Here is a 16130-nt window from a genome sequence, read left to right on the forward strand (position 1 = left end):
GCTGTAATCAGCAGTTATACAATTAATAAGAAATATCAGGGGGAGTAGTGCGCTGTTATATTAGCGCGAGGTAAATAAAATAGATAAATAGTAATCCTGATATCCTTACTGCTTTATATTTGCATGCTAACGTGTATCGCTTGTTATTAAATTTAGACACTGACTTCATTTAGTCAAACCGAGACGTAAATAGCCTTGTTTAAATATATTTTTCGCACACCGCTTCGCTTGATTTTATATTTTTAAAAATAAATCTTCCTGAATATTAGTAAGTTAGCGGAATGCACTTTCGTTTTCATTAATCACACCCGTCACTATCACTCATTTTTGGCAGGTATTGCTGATGGTTTAGTGGCCTTTTTTGACATTTCTTTACGTTTAGCCAGCGGCTAATAGCGTGATATCCAGCCAGTTTAAGAACTATCTCAACCCGTAACGCACCCGCCAACCGGCGTTACCACCAGATTGCGCAGTTGAGCCGATCCATTCCCGACGTTATAAAGGCAGGTTGGTGTCATAAGGCAAGAAGGGATGACGGTATTAACGTCGATTACCGTTGCTTTCTCTGGCGCTTATTAACTGCGGATTGGTTGAAACCGCCGAATACTTTCAGCGCACGTAACATAAAAAACCAGGTGACAGATAAGATGAGTTATATCGACAGTTACGATCATGAACTGATTGGTCGTCTGGGCTATTTACCCCTTTACCGCCCGTTAGAAGTAATTGCCGGCGAAGGGTGGGGTGGCTACGACTTTAGCGCCACGCCGGATAATCTGATCCTTGGCGGCGGAAGTGGAGAACATCCGGGGCTCGTCGTGCATCATTTACCGGCGCTGGCTACTCGCTTTTTATACGCACAGCTCAGCGATGCCGAGGAGGAGATGCTCAGTACAGAGGATAAAGACGTTGTTGAGGATCTCTATTTCACCTCTGACACGCTGGAATTTTGCGGCTGGCAGATTGCGGATTACGCTAATTTGCACAAGATGGCGCAAAGCGAGGCATTGATGACACCCTTAGCGGAGGGGATGACGGTGGAAACGTGGCTGGAGCAATCGCTTGGTGAACTTATCTGGTATGCGCTGCCGGAGCTCAATCGGCATCATTCGCAGCTTCAGCGGATCTTTGCCCCTTTTCACATCGCCCCAACAATGCGCAATATCGTCATTGAGCCGCCGGGTTACCCGCCTTGTGGCGGGCGCACCACCGAAAACGGGCGTGCGAAATGGGGAAATGTTCGCTGGAGCAAACGGGTATGAACGGCGCTATTGTCACGACATTTCCCGTTTTTGCTTTTCTATATGAGGATTAGTGCTAACCAGAATGATGTTCAGGGCGTTGATGGCTCGTTACCCTTAAAGCCTGCGAGGAGAACATCATGAAACCACTGGGAAATGCCCATTCTGAGACTTTCCGCGCCGTGCAATTTGTCCTGACGGACATGGACGAAACCCTGACATACAAAGGAAAACTGGCTGCGGCTACCTACCAGGCGCTGGAACAGTGACAACACGCCGTATCAATTCAATGCCTTAAAGTGATTTCTCCCCTCCAGAGCACCCTCTCGCACTGACAAAATGTGCGCTTATCTTGACAATTCATTGACAGTTAACTGCCTGGTCAGTAATTTCATTTGTAATTACTGACCAGGCAAATATCATGACCAACGCTACGGATATTCCCAACCCTAAACTGCACCTCGGTTTGTTGATTCATCTGGCAAACCAGTTCAAAGACCAGCTAATAAGTCAGTACTTTTCCTCTGCGGATATCACCGCCGCACAGTTTAAGGTACTGATAAGTATCTATAAAGGCTTCAATAGCCCGGTTGAAGTGAGCAAAAATCTGCTGATGGACGCCGGGGCGATGAGCCGTATGCTGGAGCGCATGGTCAAGCGCGATCTGATTGTGCGCACCACCAACCCGGAAGATAAACGCCAGGTCATTCTCGACCTGACCGACAAAGGGCGAGTGATTTGTGACCGTTTTCAGAATGAGGCGCTGGCCTCGATTCTCAGTACGCTGACCAGCCGCCTGACCGCTGACGAGTCACGGCTGCTGGTTGAACTCCTGATAAAAATGTTGCCGGACGAGGCAACCCGCCCACATCGCTAAGCTGTCCTGAAAAGGTATCAAGATGCAAACTTCATCTGCACAACCCGAACGCGCGCCGAGCAAACGTAAGCGCAACTTCGCTATCCTGTTCGTTGTTTTGCTGCTTATCGCCGCAGGCTGTCTGGCCTGGTATCTGTTATATGCCCGTTACTACGAAAGCACGGATGATGCGTATGTTAACGCCAATCTGGTGACCTTAACGCCGCAAATCGGCGGCACGGTGACGCAGGTAACCGTCGATGAAGGCGATTACGTCGAAAAAGGGCAGCCGCTGGTGTTGCTGGATCCGAGTGACACCGAAATTGCCCTGCAGCAGGCAGAAGCCAACCTGGCCAGCACCGTACGCCAGGTACGCGGCTTGTACAGCACGGTCGATAACTACCGCGCGCAGGTCGCGGCGAAACAAACTGCGCTGCAAACCGCGCAGAACGATTATGCGCGTCGGCAAAAAATAGCCACCAGCGGCGCGATTTCCGTTGAGGATTTAGCGCACTACCGCGATGCGGTTGCGACGGCGAAAAGCGACCTGGCGGCGGCGCAACAGGCGTTAAGCACCAACCTGGCGATGACTGATGACACGGTTATCGACAGCCATCCGGAGATCAAAAGCGCGATTGCCACCTTGCGCCAGCGTTACCTCGATAACGCGCGTAGCACCATTGTTGCGCCGGTAAGCGGGTTTGTCGCGAAACGCGCGGTGCAACTGGGGATGCGCGTCGATTCCGGCACCACGCTGATGTCGATTGTGCCGCTGGATCAGGTGTGGGTAGACGCCAACTTTAAAGAGAGCCAGATGAACACCATGCGCCTGGGGCAGAAAGTGACGCTGACCGCCGATCTCTATGGTGATGATGTGGAATACCACGGCACCATTGAGAGCCTGGGTATCGGTACCGGCAGTGCGTTTTCGCTGCTGCCGGCGCAAAACGCCAGCGGGAACTGGATCAAGATCATCCAGCGTTTGCCGGTGCGCATCACTCTTGACCCGCATGATATGCAGAAACACCCGCTGCGTGTGGGACTGTCGATGTTTGCCCGCGTGGATATTCGTAACGCCGATGGCGATCTGCTGCCGCCCAAAACGGTTGCCGTGCCGCGCTTCACCACTGACGTTTACCAGAACGCGCTGGAAAACGCCGATCAACTGGTGGCGAAAATTCTTCATGACAACAGCCAGGCGCTAGCAACCAGCGCCCGCTAAGAGAGACGTTATGCAAGATAAGTCGGCGTTTACGCCACCCAGCCTGTTGCTGGCGACAATTGCGCTGTCGCTGGCAACCTTTATGCAGGTGCTGGATACCACCATCGCCAACGTGGCGCTGCCGACCATCGCCGGTAACCTTGGCGTCAGTTCGGATCAGGGGACCTGGGTGATTACCTCGTTCGCGGTGTGCAACGCCATTGCGCTGCCGCTGACCGGCTGGTTTACCCGCCGGTTTGGTCAGCTCAGGCTGTTTGTCGGTTCGGTAGCCTTATTTACCCTGACCTCGTTCCTGTGCGGGTTTGCCCACAGCATGACCGAGCTGATTATCTTCCGCGCCTTGCAGGGCTTTTTCGCCGGGCCGATGTTCCCGATGTGCCAGACGCTGTTATTGGTCATTTTCCCGACCAGTAAACGCAGTATGGCGCTGGCGTTGTTGTCGATGGTGACCGTGGTTGCGCCGATTGTCGGGCCGATTACCGGCGGCTGGATCACCGACAATTACTCGTGGCCGTGGATCTTCTATATCAACGTGCCGATTGGGATTTTCGCCGCCATCGTGGTCTGGACACAGCTGCGCGAGCGCGAAGAAACCACCTCGCACTCGCCGATTGATTACATCGGCATTGCGCTGCTGGTGCTCGGCGTGGGCTTGTTGCAGGTGGTGCTGGATAAAGGCAACGACATGGACTGGTTTAACGCCACTGAAATCATCGTCATGTCGGTACTTTCCGCCATTGCGCTGGTGTCGTTTGTCATCTGGGAACTGGGCGAGCAGCACCCGATTGTGAACCTGCGGCTGTTTAAAGATCGTAACTTCGCCATCGGTACCGCAACACTGACGCTCGGTTATGCGGCCTTTTTTGCCATTAACATTATCCTGCCGCAGTGGCTGCAAACCCAGATGGGGTATACCGCTATCTGGGCCGGGCTTGCCGCCGCGCCGATGGGCTTTTTACCGCTGCTGTTAACGCCGTTTATCGGTCGTTATGCCCATAAAGTGGATCTGCGCCTGCTGGCGTCGGTGTCGTTTCTGACGATGGGCGCATCCTGCCTTATCCGTGCGCAGTTTAATACCAGTGTTGATTTTCGCACCGTGGCGGAAGTGCAGATGTTTATGGGTATCGGCGTGGCATTTTTCTTTATGCCGATCACCACCATTGTGCTGTCGAATCTGCACGGTGCCGAAGTGGCGGAAGGCTCCGGGCTGGCGACCTTTTTCCGCGTGCTGGGCGGCTCGTTTGCCTCGTCGCTCACCACCTGGATCTGGTCGCATCGCGAGGTTTACCACCACGCTAACCTGACGGAAAGCGTCTCGGTTTATAACCCGGCGGCTACCGATTATCTGCATAAAATGGGCGGCGCGACGCAGCAACACCTGGCGGCGGTGGATAAAACCATTGAGCAACAAGCCTATATGCTGTCGACCATCGACTATTTCTGGCTGTTGGGCTGGGGATTTATGGCGCTGGTGGTGGTGATTTGGTTTGCCCGCCCGCCATTTGTGCGTTCCGGTGCGCCGGGCGCGCCATCGGCAGGACACTAATAACAGAGATGGAATAATGTATGGCTCCGGTGTTACCAGGCAGTGATGGTCGTTTATTGCAGCATCGTTCGTTTGTCGCCTTCTGGCTGGCGCGAACCAGCTCCAGCTTCGGTTTCCAGATGTTATCTATCATCGTCGGCTGGCAAATTTACTCCCAGACCCAGAGCGCTTTCTGGCTGGGGATGATTGGTCTGGTGCAGTTTATTCCCTCGGTGACGCTGGCGTTGCCTGCCGGGCATATCGCCGACCAGTTTGATCGCCGTCGCGTGGTGCTGCTGGCGCAGATTTTCGAGTGGCTGGCTATTGCCGCGCTGGCATGGCTAACGTGGCAGGGCGATGCCAGCGTGTGGGTAATTTTGTCGCTTATCTTTGTTATCTCTTGCGCCAAAACCATTGAGTCGCCGTCGATGATTTCGATGTTGCCTGCGCTGGTGCCGCTCTCCATTTTACCGCGCGCAACGGCCGCGAATGCGGTTTCCGGTCAGGCGGCGCAGATTGTCGGCCCGGCGCTGGGTGGTTTTCTCTACGCGGCGGGAGCCGATGTGGTGTACAGCGTTACCGCCGGGCTTTATCTGGTGTCGCTGCTGCTGGTGATGACCCTGCGTTATGAACAGGCGCAACCGCCGCGCACGCCGGCGACCTTATCTTCGCTGTTTGCCGGCGTTGGGTTTATCCGCAATCGCCCGGATGTGCTGGGGGTGATTTCGCTCGATCTGTTTGCCGTATTGCTCGGTGGCGCAACCGCGCTGCTGCCTATTTTCGCCCATGATGTACTGCATACCGGGCCGCTCGGTCTGGGTTTGCTGCGCAGTGCGCCAGCCGTTGGCGCGCTGCTGGTGGGTTTCTGGTTAAGCCACCGCGCGCTGACGCGCAATGTCGGCATGATCATGTTTATGTGCGTGGCGGGGTTTGGCGTGGCGACGCTGGTGTTCGCCTTTTCAAGCTGGATGTGGTTGTCGCTGCTGGCGCTGTTCGCGCTTGGAGGTTTCGACATGGTGAGCATGGTGATCCGCGGTTCGCTGGTGCAACTCGATACGCCAGACGAGATGCGCGGGCGGGTCAACGCGGTTAACTCCATTTTTATCAACACCTCTAACCAGCTCGGCGAGTTTGAATCCGGCATGCTGGCGGCGTGGCTCGGCGCGGTGCCTGCGGCGGCGATTGGCGGTGTCGGCACGTTGATTGTGGTAGCCCTGTGGATGAAGTGGTTCCCTGGTTTGCGCCACCGCCAGCGGCTGGAAAGTGAGATGGGGTAGGTTACTGCGAGCCCGGTTTATACCGGGCTCTGTTCAGGGAAGGGATAATTGCCTGGCAGGATGGTTAACCCTGCGCAGGAGCGGGTTCGTTCTCTTCGGCAGTGGTGGACGGAAGGTTCAGAAATGCCATGATCTTTGCGATTTCGTTTTCAGTCAGCATGCGGGTTTCGCGTGACAATGCCGCTATAAATTCTGCTGAACCATTTGAAATATAGATTTTCTCCGCCAGCGCACGCGCTGAGTTATATTCCTCAAAATCGAAAAATTTATGAATCGTGCTCAGAACCTTATCGGGGTCATTTAATTCTGCCAGGTTAGTGCTTATATTTCCGGAAATGACAGCCAGTCGCGCGGCAAGCGAAATAATTTCCTGGCGAACTGATGAGGAGAGTTGTCGGGTATTGCTGAGAGATTTTTGGGCGTTATCAAGTTGAAGTTGGGCTTTTGCAAGATCAACTTCGAGCGCCTGCGTTTTTCTCAATGTCTTTGATCTGCCTGCGTTGAGACGTTGCACAATCCATTGCCATGCGGTATTTGCAACGCGATCTGACCAGTGAACGCCAATACGTACAAATGAGGAGAGTAAATTAACAATAAAATCCAGTACCGGCATGGCTATCGACATGCCAAAACCCACCACCAGCGGCCAGTAAAAAAAGTTGTGCGAGAAATGGTAAGTGCCGGTGATATTTTTAAGGAGGGTTTCTATTTTCTCATCCGACATGGCGATGAGTAATATGTGCTTCCAGTTAAACGCGACCAGTGAGCACAATAAATAGATATACAGAGGCCCTTTTAATCGGCTGGAAATAACGTTACTGGCAAAATCGGCTATTTGTTCCTTTAATCCTGAATCTGATGCTTTATCTGTCACAACGCTCCCCCTGATTAACCTTATTTTCCTGAGCCAACTGGCGAAGCGATTATAACCAGAGCTGATGATCCGCGCGATCATCAGGAGTAGTGGGGGACGAACGTTTTTCAGCAAACCGACAGCGGCAGAGAAACAAGGCTGAATTTAACGCCAGACTCAAAGGCTTTCTGCTTTACCGCTGTGGTGAGCAATAGCAAAACCCTGCTCGCGCCAGTGGGCAAGCTGCTGTGACTGGCTGCGCGTGAGCGGTTTGCCGGTCCAGACAAACAGATGCTGGCCGGGAAAAAATTCCGGGTGAGGGGAGTCGAGCGGCTCGGCGAGAACATCGATGCGCCAGCCCTGCTGTGAAAGGCGCCAGGCTTCGAGCCATAGATGGGTGCGATCGTCATTTCCCCAGGCGATCAGCAGCGCCATTTTTGCGGCCTGTTCACGCGCGGTGGCGATGCCTGACGCGGCGAACTCCACTAACACGCCATCCAGCAGGCTTAGCGCCACGCGCGCGGTATTTTTATCACGATTGAGCCGCTGGCGTACCGGCACCAGAATGTCGTCGATAAGCACATCGGCTGCGTGTGTTTGGCTTAACGCGTGAAGGGTTGCGCGTAGCCGGGAGGGATTCACTTGGCGCAGTATGGACATCAACTCTTCCTGGAGTGACGCCCAGCTTGTTTGCCCGGCGAATTTGTTGTCGTCGAGCAAGGCCTTAACTTTGCTTACGGAAATGCCGTTGTCGATCCAGCGCTTGATTTCCACAATGCGCTGAATGTCAGACTCATCGAATTGACGATGACCGCCTTCACTGCGCTGCGGTTTTAACAGCCCATAGCGACGCTGCCATGCGCGTAGTGTGACCGGGTTTATCCCGCAGCGTTCGGCAACCTCGCCGATACTATAAAAAGCCATGACTCCCTCGTACTCTTTAACGCCAGTGTGCCCATTTCACAGACTAAGTTAACTTCGCAAAGTTGTACAAATCCTTTTTTGTACAACATCCTTGCACAGCTTATACCATCTCATCTCTTTTTTCTGGCCAGGCCACGGCCGGAATGCCGTTTAAATCCGGGTGCGCGAAAAGATGTCCCTGGAACTGAGAAATGCCCGCCGATTCAAGCCACATCCACTCTTCCGCTTTCTCGACGCCGACGGCGGAAATGGCAATTTCCAGCGAGGTACAGCATTTGATGATCGCCTGAACAATCGCCTGACGGGAGCCACTTTTGTGCACATCCGCAATCAGGGCGCGGTTGATTTTGATGCGATCCGGCTGGAATTGCGTCAGCAATACCAACCCGCCAAACCCGGCCCCGAAGTGATCGATAGCCACGCGAATACCGGCACCTTTAAGCATTTTCACCGCCTGCGTAAACGCATCAAGGCATGAAAACACGGCGCTTTCGTTAAATTCAACGATGACCTGTTCAGGAACCAGCCCGTTTTCTTTAATCGCCTGCACAATAAATTCAGCGGCACCTGGCACCTTTACCAGCGTCATGGGTAGCAAATTTACCGAAAGCGACTGCGCGCCCAGCTTTAATGCGGCAGCCATTGCAAAAGCGACGCGCTTGCTTTGTAAATCGGCAGTGTAAATATCATCCCCGGCCATATCGTCGAACCACTCTTGCGGCGAGCCACCTACGCGGGTGCGCAGCAGGGCTTCGACAGCGACAATCTGGCGGGCAAAGGGGTCGACAATAGGCTGGAAAGCAAAATGGCAGTCGGCACCGCTATCCGGGACGCCTGGCGGCAGGGTTATCGCGTTGTCATCGGCCATAAATTCCCAGGCATCGCCCGGCGGAATTTCGTAGTAGAACTCTTTCTCGCTGTCTTCAACGAAGGTCTGAAAGAACTGCAATGCGCGATCGCCATACGTCAGCTGGTATCGCGTTGTGCCTTTATCGAACACGGTCTGCAATACCGCTTCACGGTCGTGATCGCGCAAGTCAAACAGCTCCATACCCGTCTTACCGAAGCGCCTTGACGGCGCGTAGTCTCTGAGCACTTCGACCAGATTGTAATGGCGGTCATCGCCACAGATGTCCTGATAAATAGCCGTAACACTTTCTTCAGGCCCTTCAAGCAGTTGAAAAAAATGGGTGCCATTGAATAGCAGGATCCCCGTCACGCTGGCCCGACCATTTTTGATATTGGCGGCTGCGACCATCTCTTCAAGCATCTTAAATGAGACATGGTCATGCAGGTGGCTGCGGTAAATGATGGTGGTAAGCATACGCGTTCCGGCAGGAGATTTAGGAATATTTACCTTAGCAGAAGATAGCCAGGACGTTGTGCCGTTATTCCATTTATTTTCAAATAGTTCGCTTATGTCCGCAGGTCATTATGCAGAAATGTTAACAACTCAGCAGGCATCGATACAGGTAATTTGTACAAGCTTGTTGCGTCCGAGAGCTTTTGTTTTCGTGTTAACTTGATGATTTGTATAAATTTATGGAGTGTTTCTATAGGGGGCTAATTATTTTGTACAATTTCTATGTACATATTGGCAAACTTTGTATAACTTTAATTGTACTTTCCTGACTCATGGACTTTAGAGGAGTAACAGATGCAACAGAATAGTTTCCTTCCGAACACAGCGAATGCCGTTACCCGCTATTTTGATAAAGCGACGCTGCCGACACAGCAAGAAACATTAGGACGCATTGCTGTCGAGATCCTTACCGAAGGCCGCAATCTGAACCGTAAGGCTATTTGTACCAAATTATTGTCGCGGCTTGAAAAAGCATCCGGCCCGGAAGAGGAGAGCCACTATCACACGCTGATTGGCTTGCTGTTTGATCGTTAAAATGAAAAGGCTAATCGCGATAAATCACCTGGTTATTTGAGTCAATTCTCACGGGGCGCCATCAGCTGTGGCAGAACGCTACCACGTGAGAATTGGCTTCATGCCGCAATTGCACTTCGGCAACCGGCGGCAACCCGAGATGCAGTTATGAACAGTAGTGAAATAGAGCAACTGACAGATGAACTTATTGGAGTGGCCGTGTTGTCCCTCCTTAAAGATAACTCTCCTATCAGCACTCAGGCTCTGATAGCCCGGTTGCGTTCGATGGAGAGCAGTGAACCAGACAGCCAGCGGCGCAAGGTGCTGGGGCGTATTATTGCCGAAATCAGCAATAACACCTTCGGCGAAATGCGGCGTGGCGAAGACGCGGTAGGCATGGAATGGAATGAGGATCGCAGGGATAACATTTATCCACTGTTTGGCAACAAGCAGCCGGGCAGTAGTAAAAAACACTGACTTAAGTGCTGATAAGAATGAACTCAACATGGGGTAATGAAATGAGCCAGGCTATGCTTGAAAGTTCTGATGGGTACGAAAATCTTCCTGATCTTTCGCTCATGGAATATTTTCGCAGCGGTGGTGAAAAGCTTGCAGAGGAATCAGCCATTCTTGGTGTCGCCATCAGACGCATAGTCGCAGCCGATGAACGTATAACCCATAAGGCGTTGATTCTTGAACTGATCCGCATGATCGAAAGCACGGATGATGTGGTACGAAGCGACATTATCCGCAATACGCTGGAAATTGTTGTACACCATACGACGGATGATATCTGACCTCAGGAACGAGGGGTTATTACCACCGTCCGGGAAACCAGACGGTGGCAATAATCGGCCAATAGCGGTTTTTTGCCTTCCCTTTATTGGCTTCTACTGGCTCCACTTGTTGAAAACACCTTTTGCCAACACCTGCCACACCAGGGTTTTTTTACGTTTGCCTGCCGACGACGGGATTTGCCGCAATCTGAGACATGCCACTATCCTCTGAGCACGTTTTCGTAACGGTATCGCCGCGTCTGGTGACGAAGAGCAATAATGTCAGCTTGTAAACTCATCCCACCTGCCAGAAAGCTTGCCATTGGGCTGCTGGTGCCCGGCATCGTTTTTTCATTGGCCGCGTTTACCCTGCCGGTTTTCACCCCAACTGGAACCGCTCGCAAGTATTGCTGCCGCAAGGCGACATTCGCGGCGTGGCGGTATTGCTGCACGGACTGACGGATTCGCCCTATAGCATGCGCTATCTGGCACATGCCTGACAGCAACAGGGGTTTGTGGTGGTGATGCCCCGCTTGCCGGGGCACGGCACGGCACCGGGCGCACTGACGAGCGAGAATCGCGTCAGGGGCGCAGAATAATACGCCCCAACACGCGGTTTTCTTCTGCGTAGCGGTGGGCTTGCACAACATCCTGCAGGGAAAATTGTCTGTCGATGATCACGCTGAATTTTTTATCCCTGGCATCCATCAGCAGCGTGTCGACAGAATCCCTTGCCTGCTGGTGGGCAAGTTCGCGTCCCCAGAATAGCCCGCTAATCGTCTGATTGGCTTGCTGTAATGCCGCCAGATCGGCGTGGGCATTTCCCCCCGCGTTACCAGCCAGTACCACGGTTCCCCATTCACGCAGGCAGGCGATCGATTGTTCCAGTGTCGAACCGACCAGATCGAGGACGCCGTCCACGCCGGCTGCGTTTGTTAGCCGTTTAACCTCAGCGACAATATCCTGCTGGCGATAATCCAGCGCGACATCAAGACCGAGTTTTGTCAGGTGGCTCACGCGGGCATCACCGGAAAGCGTGGCGAACACGCGCGCGCCCTGCGCCTTCGCAAGCTGAATGGCGGCAACCCCAACGCCGCCCGCACCGCCCTGAATAAGCACGCTATCGCCCGCTTTGATCTTTAAGCGCGAAGAGAGCGCCCAGGCGGCTGTACCAAAACTCACCGGAATAGCAGATGCCGCAACAACATCCAGCCCGTCGGGAATGACCCATGACCATTGCGCTGGCGTAACGCGGTATTCGGCATGCGATCCCGACAGCGCGAGCGTGGCCACACGTTGTCCGGCGTGGCGATCTTTCACCTGCCTACCGACTTCAATAATTGTGCCTGCAGCAGAATAACCGGGAATGCCACCTTGCGCACCGGGGAAGGCTGTGGCGCGATTAATCACGTCGCCGCCCTCAAGCGCAATGGCTTCTACACGGATCAGCACATCATCAGGACCACAGACCGGTTCGGGGACATCGGTATAACGTAAAACCTCGGGTTTTCCCGGCTGAAAATAGCGTGCGGCTTTCATCGTTGCCTCCTTTTTTTACGTCAGGGTGATCATTTCTGCACCGACGCGCGCAGCAACGCTACGTCTGCTTAGGTATGGTCGTTCGCGTGTTCGCAGCGACATTCAGCGCTGTTCCTGTTTTCGCCGCAGAGTGAGTAACGGCGTGACCGAAATACCGTGCACCAGCACACTCAGCGTTACAATGGTGATGGCGATATCGGTAATCGCCCCCGCGTTCTGCAGGCCATGCGTCCAGGCATAGGCAATATAGTTAAGACTGCCGATCCCGCGAATACCTAACCAGCCAAGACTTAACCGATGCAGCACGGATTCACCCGAACGCCATGTCAGCAACCAAACGGCGAGAGGGCGAATGATGATAAACACGGTGAATGCCAGGAGCAGTGCGTGGACATCCCAGTGGCGTGACAGTGTCACACCAAGCACAATCACCAGCCCGGCGGCGAGCAACCGCTCAACGGTATCGCCAAAGGAGAGTGCATCGCCCACCACCAGGCCCACCGATTTGATCGGGTTATGCTCTTCGAGCCCGTGCCGGGTATGCGGATTGACCTGCATCTCGGCTGGCAGGTCGTGATCCTCCTCGCTGGTGTGGCGTTTTTGGACGCTCATCTCCGCGCTGCGCAGGCCAATACCGGCGGCGAACGCCGCGAGAAAACCGGACGCGCTGAGCATCATTGCCAGCGAAAAGCTCAGGCAAATCAGCGCTAACGCAATAAAATCGCTGGGTGCCACTTCCCCCTGCGCGTGGCGTGAGCGCGTGGCAACCAGACCAATTAACCGTCCGAGAACAAAACCGATACCCAGCCCGCCAATCAGCGCCCAGAGCAGATCGACACTTAACCAGTGAAGCCACTCATCGGCGCTAATTGCGCCGCCGGCTTTTTGCCAGACCAGCGCCAGCATCAAAAAAGGCAGCGCGGTGCCATCATTGAGACCCGCTTCACTGGAGAGCGCGATCCTAAGGCGGTCATCATCCTGCGCGTCGTTGATGGCGACCAGGCTTGCCAGCACCGGATCGGTAGGCGCGAGAATGGCCGCCAGCGCCAGCGATAACGGCCACGACAGATTGTCCATAAAATGGGCGGCGAGCATAATCCCGGCGATGGTCAGCAGCATGGCGGGCAGCGCCAGTACAATGCCCATGCGCCAGTAAGGCGAGGTCAGCGGCAGGCGGATTTTGAGCCCGGTGATAAACAGCGATGCCGCCATCGCCATTTCGGTTATCCGGCTGGTGAGCGGGGCGTGGCGAACAATATCGATGCCAATCAGCCCCAGCATCCACGGCCCGCAGGCGATGCCCACCAGCAGATAGAGGCCAAAAATGGGCACCGGGACACGGCTAATCCAGCCGTAAGAGAGAGACATAAACAACAGTAAACAACCCGCCGCAGCGGTCCAGGCCAGATATTCCATACAGCTCCCGAGCAAAATCATCGTCTTAACAGGTATAGCCGCTACCAGAAGATGCGCCAGCAATGAGCTCCCAACGCAAACACGCCGCGTGTCGTGAACGGCGTGTTTGCTGCTTAATGCAGGGGACATGACGCGTGCGGGCTGGGTGCCCGTTTACTCCGGTGCGTTGCTTTCGCCTTGCTGTGATGGCCATTTCCAGTTCTGCACTTCAGGCAGATCTTCGCCATATTCGCGTACATACCGATGGTGTGCGGCAATTTTTTGCGCCAGCTCCTCCAGAATGTCATCCGCTTTGCCCTGTAATGACGGCACGCGCACAATCGCCTCCTGCGCCAGGTGAAAACGATCCAGTTCATTGAGCACGGTCATATCAAACGGCGTGGTGGTGGTGCCTTCTTCCATAAAGCCGTGCACGTGAAAATGACGGTGGTTGTTGCGCTGATACGTGAGGCGGTGAATCAGGCTCGGATAGCCGTGAAAGGCAAAGATCACCGGTTTATCGGCAGTAAAAATCGCCTCGGAGGCCTCTTCGCTCAGGCCATGCGGATGCTGATCCTGGGTTTGCAGCGCCATTAAATCCACGACGTTTACCACCTGAACACGCAGTTCCGGCAGGTAATTCCGTAGCAGATCGACCGCGGCGAGGGTTTCCATGGTCGGCACATCGCCGGCGCAGGCCATCACCACATCCGGGGTTTCATCAGGCTGCACGTTGCCGGCCCAGGACCAAATCCCCATTCCCGCGGCGCAGTGTTTTGCCGCCTCGTCGGGATTGAGCCACTGAGGCGCAGGCTGTTTCCCCGCCACGATGACGTTAATGCGATCCCAGGTTTTCAGACAGTGGTCAGCGACACACAGCAGGGTGTTGGCATCCGGCGGCAGGTAAATGCGCACAATATCCGCTTTTTTATTGGCGACATGATCGATAAAACCGGGATCCTGATGGCTGTAACCATTGTGGTCCTGGCGCCAGACATGCGACGAGAGCAGGTAATTGAGCGACGAGATCGGCGCGCGCCAGGGCAGGTTGCGCGTCACTTTTAGCCACTTCGCGTGTTGGTTAAACATCGAGTCGACAATATGAATAAACGCCTCATAGCAGTTAAACAGCCCGTGACGTCCGGTCAGCAGATAGCCCTCCAGCCAGCCTTGGCACTGATGTTCGCTCAGGATCTCCATCACCCGGCCATCGCGCGCCAGTTGCTCATCATAGGGTTTCAGCGGCTCCAGCCAGGTGCGATTCGTTACGTCGAACACTTTGCTCAACCGGTTTGAGGCCGTTTCGTCGGGACCAAACAGCCGGAAATTATCGCGATTGTGCTCGAAAATCCCGGCCAGATAGGCGCCCAGCGCGGCAGTGGATTCCGCCTGCGTTTCGCCCGGTGAGGTCACGTCGACGGCGTAGTGGTGCAGATCTGGCGTTACCAGTTCCCGGCGTAAGCGCCCACCGTTGGCCCACGGCGACGCACCCATGCGTTTGTCACCGACCGGAGCCAGTACCTGGAGTTCTGTTTTGAGTTGTCCCGACGCATCAAAAAGATCGTCTGGCTGATAGCTGCGCATCCACTGTTCCAGCAGTTGCCGGTGCTCATCGTTTTCACGACATGACGAGACTGGCACCTGGTGCGCGCGCCAGAAATCCTCCACTTTTTTGCCATCGACAGTCTGCGGGCCTGTCCAGCCTTTGGGGCTGCGCAAAATGATCATGGGCCAGCGCGGCACGGTGGTCTGCGCCTCGCCACTGCGCGCCTGTTGCTGATAGTCACGGATGCTGTTCAGCGCCTGTTCCAGCGTTTGTGCCATCAGGCGGTGCATCCTCGTCGGTTCATGGCCGCTGACAAACAGCGGTTCGTAGCCGTAGCCGCGAAAGAGCTGCTGTAAATCATCATCGCTGGTGCGTCCGAGAAGCGTGGGATTAGCAATTTTGTACCCGTTCAGGTGCAGGATCGGCAGCACCGCGCCGTCGCGGGCGGCGTTGAGAAATTTAATGCCGTGCCAGCTGGAGGCCAGCGGGCCGGTTTCCGCCTCGCCATCGCCAATCACGCAGGCGGCGATCAGTGACGGATTATCGAACACCGCGCCAAAGGCATGAGAGAGTGAGTAACCCAGCTCGCCGCCTTCATTAATCGAACCGGGCGTTTCGGGTGCAGCGTGGCTGGGGATACCGCCGGGGAAAGAGAATTGCCGGAACAACTTCTTCATGCCATCGGCGTTCTGGCTTATCTGCGGGTAGATTTCGCTGTAGCTCCCCTCAAGCCAGGTATTCGCCACCATGCCGGGCCCGCCATGGCCCGGGCCGCAAATATAGATCATATCGAGATCGCGCTGGCGAATGGCGCGGTTGAGATGCACATAGATAAAATTCAGCCCCGGCGTGGTTCCCCAGTGGCCGAGCAGGCGCGGTTTGATATGCTCCGGCCTGAGCGGCTCGCGCAGTAGCGGGTTATCCATCAGGTAGATTTGCCCGACAGAGAGATAATTGGCCGCGCGCCAGTAGCGATCAAGCAGCTGAATTTCGTGGTCAGAGAGAGACGATATCGGTGTCATGCTTTCCTCGCGTCGTCAGAAGGTAAACCAGGCGTTGCCTTTGCAGGCGAACAAATTTCCCTTTAAGCCTGGCACACG

Annotated in this window: 14 protein-coding genes and 2 pseudogenes; 10 read left to right on the top strand and 6 right to left on the bottom strand. The window is 54.5% G+C overall.

What is annotated here, in order from left to right; genetic code table 11:
• Positions 1-647 precede the first annotated feature (647 nt).
• The 6 genes and pseudogenes from BN2591_RS23885 to BN2591_RS23905 all read left to right on the top strand — a co-directional run bounded on the left by BN2591_RS23885 (position 648) and on the right by BN2591_RS23905 (position 6121).
• Positions 648-1262: a hypothetical protein gene (locus BN2591_RS23885; protein WP_086874195.1), complete on the top strand. Its 615-nt coding sequence runs from the start codon at positions 648-650 to the stop codon at positions 1260-1262.
• 119 nt (positions 1263-1381) lie between these two features.
• Positions 1382-1504: pseudogene (locus BN2591_RS24900) on the top strand (HAD family hydrolase); the annotation flags it as partial.
• 158 nt (positions 1505-1662) lie between these two features.
• Positions 1663-2118, top strand: a complete 456-nt coding sequence (locus BN2591_RS23890) for a MarR family transcriptional regulator (RefSeq protein WP_086874196.1) — start codon at positions 1663-1665, stop codon at positions 2116-2118.
• A 22-nt stretch (positions 2119-2140) separates the two neighbouring features.
• Positions 2141-3319 (top strand): HlyD/EmrA/EmrK family protein, encoded by a 1179-nt coding sequence (locus BN2591_RS23895; RefSeq protein WP_086874197.1) that lies wholly within the window; start codon positions 2141-2143, stop codon positions 3317-3319.
• Positions 3320-3329: 10 nt separating this feature from the next.
• Positions 3330-4865 carry a DHA2 family efflux MFS transporter permease subunit gene (locus tag BN2591_RS23900; RefSeq protein WP_086874198.1) on the top strand — a complete coding sequence of 512 codons (1536 nt, stop codon included), beginning with the start codon at positions 3330-3332 and terminating at the stop codon, positions 4863-4865.
• A gap of 20 nt (positions 4866-4885) precedes the next feature.
• The gene (locus BN2591_RS23905) at positions 4886-6121 is read left to right on the top strand and encodes an MFS transporter (RefSeq protein ID WP_086874199.1); all 1236 of its coding nucleotides are present in this window, start codon (positions 4886-4888) and stop codon (positions 6119-6121) included.
• Between the two features lie 64 nt (positions 6122-6185).
• On the opposite strand, the gene BN2591_RS23910 is transcribed toward BN2591_RS23905, so the two are convergent.
• The 3 genes from BN2591_RS23910 to BN2591_RS23920 all read right to left on the bottom strand — a co-directional run bounded on the left by BN2591_RS23910 (position 6186) and on the right by BN2591_RS23920 (position 9222).
• Positions 6186-6995, bottom strand: coding sequence for a hypothetical protein (locus BN2591_RS23910; RefSeq protein ID WP_143468287.1), 810 nt, complete (start codon positions 6993-6995; stop codon positions 6186-6188).
• Between the two features lie 156 nt (positions 6996-7151).
• Positions 7152-7898, bottom strand: coding sequence for a MerR family transcriptional regulator (locus BN2591_RS23915; RefSeq protein WP_086874201.1), 747 nt, complete (start codon positions 7896-7898; stop codon positions 7152-7154).
• Between the two features lie 100 nt (positions 7899-7998).
• Positions 7999-9222: a diguanylate phosphodiesterase gene (locus BN2591_RS23920; protein ID WP_086874202.1), complete on the bottom strand. Its 1224-nt coding sequence runs from the start codon at positions 9220-9222 to the stop codon at positions 7999-8001.
• Between the two features lie 333 nt (positions 9223-9555).
• Between BN2591_RS23920 and ycgZ the strand changes: the two genes are divergently transcribed.
• The 4 genes and pseudogenes from ycgZ to BN2591_RS24845 all read left to right on the top strand — a co-directional run.
• Positions 9556-9795 (top strand): regulatory protein YcgZ, encoded by a 240-nt coding sequence (gene ycgZ, locus BN2591_RS23925; protein WP_086874203.1) that lies wholly within the window; start codon positions 9556-9558, stop codon positions 9793-9795.
• A gap of 147 nt (positions 9796-9942) precedes the next feature.
• Complete coding sequence (locus BN2591_RS24605) at positions 9943-10251, top strand: hypothetical protein (protein WP_162842167.1); 309 nt, start codon at positions 9943-9945, stop codon at positions 10249-10251.
• A 41-nt stretch (positions 10252-10292) separates the two neighbouring features.
• Positions 10293-10571, top strand: a complete 279-nt coding sequence (locus BN2591_RS23935; protein ID WP_170829933.1) for a biofilm development regulator YmgB/AriR family protein — start codon at positions 10293-10295, stop codon at positions 10569-10571.
• Between the two features lie 338 nt (positions 10572-10909).
• A pseudogene (locus BN2591_RS24845) lies at positions 10910-11131 on the top strand (alpha/beta hydrolase); the annotation flags it as partial.
• Position 11132: 1 nt separating this feature from the next.
• Here the strand turns inward: BN2591_RS24845 and BN2591_RS23945 are convergent.
• The 3 genes from BN2591_RS23945 to BN2591_RS23955 form a co-directional block, all read right to left on the bottom strand.
• Positions 11133-12089, bottom strand: a complete 957-nt coding sequence (locus BN2591_RS23945) for a quinone oxidoreductase family protein (protein ID WP_086874205.1) — start codon at positions 12087-12089, stop codon at positions 11133-11135.
• A gap of 102 nt (positions 12090-12191) precedes the next feature.
• Positions 12192-13505, bottom strand: a complete 1314-nt coding sequence (locus tag BN2591_RS23950; RefSeq protein WP_086874206.1) for a cation:proton antiporter — start codon at positions 13503-13505, stop codon at positions 12192-12194.
• A 153-nt stretch (positions 13506-13658) separates the two neighbouring features.
• Positions 13659-16052: a phosphoketolase family protein gene (locus BN2591_RS23955; protein ID WP_086874207.1), complete on the bottom strand. Its 2394-nt coding sequence runs from the start codon at positions 16050-16052 to the stop codon at positions 13659-13661.
• Positions 16053-16130 lie beyond the last annotated feature (78 nt).

Source organism: Kosakonia pseudosacchari (genome assembly GCF_900184035.1).
Lineage (GTDB): Bacteria > Pseudomonadota > Gammaproteobacteria > Enterobacterales > Enterobacteriaceae > Kosakonia > Kosakonia pseudosacchari.

Bases quoted from the DNA above. Each gene is read 5' to 3' on its own strand.
- BN2591_RS23935 (WP_170829933.1), top strand. From the start codon at position 10,293: ATGAGCCAGGCTATGCTTGAAAGTTCTGATGGGTACGAAAATCTTCCT.
- BN2591_RS23890 (WP_086874196.1), top strand. From the start codon at position 1,663: ATGACCAACGCTACGGATATTCCCAACCCTAAACTGCACCTCGGTTTG.
- BN2591_RS23950 (WP_086874206.1), bottom strand. From the start codon at position 13,505: ATGGAATATCTGGCCTGGACCGCTGCGGCGGGTTGTTTACTGTTGTTT.
- BN2591_RS23905 (WP_086874199.1), top strand. From the start codon at position 4,886: ATGGCTCCGGTGTTACCAGGCAGTGATGGTCGTTTATTGCAGCATCGT.
- ycgZ (WP_086874203.1), top strand. From the start codon at position 9,556: ATGCAACAGAATAGTTTCCTTCCGAACACAGCGAATGCCGTTACCCGC.
- BN2591_RS23955 (WP_086874207.1), bottom strand. From the start codon at position 16,052: ATGACACCGATATCGTCTCTCTCTGACCACGAAATTCAGCTGCTTGAT.
- BN2591_RS23900 (WP_086874198.1), top strand. From the start codon at position 3,330: ATGCAAGATAAGTCGGCGTTTACGCCACCCAGCCTGTTGCTGGCGACA.
- BN2591_RS24605 (WP_162842167.1), top strand. From the start codon at position 9,943: ATGAACAGTAGTGAAATAGAGCAACTGACAGATGAACTTATTGGAGTG.
- BN2591_RS23895 (WP_086874197.1), top strand. From the start codon at position 2,141: ATGCAAACTTCATCTGCACAACCCGAACGCGCGCCGAGCAAACGTAAG.
- BN2591_RS23915 (WP_086874201.1), bottom strand. From the start codon at position 7,898: ATGGCTTTTTATAGTATCGGCGAGGTTGCCGAACGCTGCGGGATAAAC.
- BN2591_RS23920 (WP_086874202.1), bottom strand. From the start codon at position 9,222: ATGCTTACCACCATCATTTACCGCAGCCACCTGCATGACCATGTCTCA.
- BN2591_RS23945 (WP_086874205.1), bottom strand. From the start codon at position 12,089: ATGAAAGCCGCACGCTATTTTCAGCCGGGAAAACCCGAGGTTTTACGT.
- BN2591_RS23885 (WP_086874195.1), top strand. From the start codon at position 648: ATGAGTTATATCGACAGTTACGATCATGAACTGATTGGTCGTCTGGGC.